The sequence below is a fragment of the Pseudomonadota bacterium genome (genome assembly GCA_010028905.1).
Taxonomy (GTDB): domain Bacteria; phylum Vulcanimicrobiota; class Xenobia; order RGZZ01; family RGZZ01; genus RGZZ01.
The window spans coordinates 1-2,551 of the sequence record RGZZ01000613.1; the positions used below are offsets into that span (position 1 = coordinate 1).

Genomic DNA, 2,551 nt, shown 5'->3' on the forward strand with positions numbered 1-2,551 from the left:
TGATGCGGCTGCCCCGCTCGTTCAGGTGACCTCGTGGCCCCGCGACGACTTTAAGGCGCCCTTCGTCACTGCGTCCGAGGTTCTCGATACTCTTCCCCTGCCTACCGCGGATGGCTTCCCGGTGCGTGCGGTGACCGATCTCACCGTGCGTATGGCCGCCAATGGCGACGCGTGGAACGTGTTCGCGCCGCTGCGTGCGGTGGAAGATGTGGGGGCGCGCCTCGTATCGCGCGCAGCGTCGTTCGTCGGTCAGCGCAGCGCGGCGCTGCTCGGTCGGCTGCCCCACTTCCAGGCCGCGGGCGGGTTGTCGAACAACTGCGCCGATTTTGTCTCGTCGATTCTGCAGAGCGAGGGCATCTTGCGGGAGCACCACAACTATGCCCCCAGCCTCGAGCACCAGCTGCGGGTTCGCGTCCCGGCCGCGAAGGCCCAGCCCGGCGATGTGTGGTTCTCGTCCGATCGCGGACACGTCGAGATGGTGGCCCAGCCGGGAGGGCAGACGCTCATCGGCTCGAACAACAACGGCCGTCACTACCAGACGATCAGCCACGGTTCGCCCTACGGGGGAGGCGTGTACTACCACCGAAAAGTGCATTGATGAGAGCTGCTGTTCTCCCCGTCGTCCACGATCTCGATGACGCCCTGCGGGGCCGCATCGACACCAAGACCAAGCCCCTGGGCAGCCTGGGGCGTCTCGAGGGCCTCGCCTTTCAGATCGGGCGCGTGCTCGGCACCCTCACGCCCACACTGCGCAAGCCCACCATGCTGGTGTGCGCTGGCGATCACGGCGCCGCTCGAGAGGGGGTGTCGGCCTACCCGCCTGAGGTCACCTGGCAGATGGTCGAGAACTTCCTTGCGGGAGGGGCGGCCATCAACGTCTTCGCCCGTCGGGCCGGCCTCGACGTGGTGGTGATCGATGCGGGCGTCGATCACGAATTCGGTGAACGTACGGGTCTCATCGACGCGAAGGTCGCGGCTGGCACCGCCAGCTGGACGCGCGGGCCCGCCATGACGCATGAGCAGTGTGAGACGGCCGTGGCCAACGGCGCGCGCATCGCGCGCGAGCGTCTCGATGCGGGGTGCAACGTCATGGGGTTCGGCGAGATGGGCATCGGCAACACGGCCTCGGCCACCCTCATCACCTGCGTGCTCTGCGGGGTGGCGCCCGAGGTGGCCACAGGTCGGGGAACGGGTCTCGACGACGCCGCGCTGGCCCACAAGACGTCCATGATCGCCGATGCGCTGCGTGCGTATCCTGTCTCGCCAGACGACCCGTGGGCTGTACTGGCGCAGTACGGCGGCTTCGAGATGGCCACCCTGGTGGGCGCCATGCTGGCGGCCGCCGAGCGCGACGCGCTGCTGCTCATCGACGGATTCATCGTCACCGCGGCCTTTCTCGTGGCGGCCAGGGTGGCACCGCCCATCGTCGAGCGCGCGGTGTTCAGTCACTGCTCGGAAGAGCCGGGACACGCGCTGCAGCTGCTGACCCTTGGGGTAGAGCCGCTGCTGCGCCTGGGCCTGCGCCTGGGAGAGGGGACGGGGGCGGCCCTCGCGTTCCCCCTCGTGGAGGCGGCGGCGGCGTTTCTCAGCGAGATGGCCAGCTTTTCGTCGGCGGGGGTGGCCACCCGGGCATGAGCGCTGTTCCCCCCATCGAGGAGGCCGCTCCGCCGGTCGATAGACACGCTGAATCGCCCGGCCTGCTCGAGACCTTCTGGGCCGCGGTGCGCTTCTTCACACGCGTGCCGGTTCCTGACTGGGTCGGGCACTCGCAGGCCCAGCTCGATCGGGCCGCGCGATGGTTTCCCCTGGTGGGGGCGCTGGTGGGCCTGGCGGGGGGCGTGGTGACGTTGCTTGCTTGGGCGTTCACCTCGCCCGAGGTAGCGGTGCTGCTGGGCATGGCGGCCACGGTGCTGATCACGGGGGCCTTTCACGAAGATGGCCTGGGTGATGCCTGCGATGGCTTCGGCGGCGGGTGGACGCCGACGCAGATCCTCACCATCATGAAGGACTCGCGCATCGGCAGCTACGGCACCGTCGGGGTGATCTTCGCGCTGCTCGTCAAGTGGCAGTGCCTCGTGGCCATCGGCTGGGCTGGCGTGCTGCCCGCCCTTGTCGCGGGTCACGCGGTGTCGCGCCTGACCTCGACCGTGCTCATCTTCGCCCTCGAGTACGTGCGTGAAGATCTGCAGTCGAAGGCCAAGCCCCTGGCGCGTCGCATGCGCGTCGATGACCTGCTCACGGCCGCGCTTCTCGGGCTGCTGCCGTGCGGCCTGCTGCCGACGCGGGCCGCGGTGGTGGGCGTGGTGACGGCGGGTCTCGTGGCTGTGTATCTGGCGCGGCGCACCGTGAAGCGCCTCGGGGGCTACACCGGTGACGTGCTCGGCGCGGTGCAGCAGATCACCGAGGCGGCCTTCTACCTGGCGCTCACCGCGTCGCTGTAGCGTCGGGCGCGGGCTTCTGTCGTCTTGCTGCAGCGGCGCAGCGCTCCCGGGGGCTGGCGTGCTGCGCTGGCCTGCCTGGGCGTTTGACGGTGATGTGACGCCGGTTTCAG

The 2,551-nt window shown here is 69.3% G+C and carries 3 protein-coding genes; all 3 read left to right on the plus strand.

All coding sequences use genetic code 11. The annotated features are described in order from the left end of the window. The coding region (locus EB084_23495) for a hypothetical protein (protein ID NDD31226.1) at positions 1–598 on the plus strand (598 nt) is incomplete at its 5' end. Next, entirely contained in the window at positions 598–1,635 is a 1,038-nt protein-coding gene (gene cobT / locus EB084_23500; GenBank protein NDD31227.1) for a nicotinate-nucleotide--dimethylbenzimidazole phosphoribosyltransferase, read from the plus strand. The genes EB084_23495 and cobT, both read left to right, overlap by 1 nt. Next, positions 1,632–2,441 (plus strand): adenosylcobinamide-GDP ribazoletransferase, encoded by an 810-nt coding sequence (locus EB084_23505; GenBank protein ID NDD31228.1) that lies wholly within the window; start codon positions 1,632–1,634, stop codon positions 2,439–2,441. Before cobT ends, EB084_23505 begins: the two co-directional genes overlap by 4 nt. Positions 2,442–2,551: the final 110 nt, after the last annotated feature.

Excerpts from the sequence above, each read along its gene's own strand:
- EB084_23505 (NDD31228.1), top strand. The coding sequence starts at position 1,632 with ATGAGCGCTGTTCCCCCCATCGAGGAGGCCGCTCCGCCGGTCGATAGA.
- cobT (NDD31227.1), top strand. The coding sequence starts at position 598 with ATGAGAGCTGCTGTTCTCCCCGTCGTCCACGATCTCGATGACGCCCTG.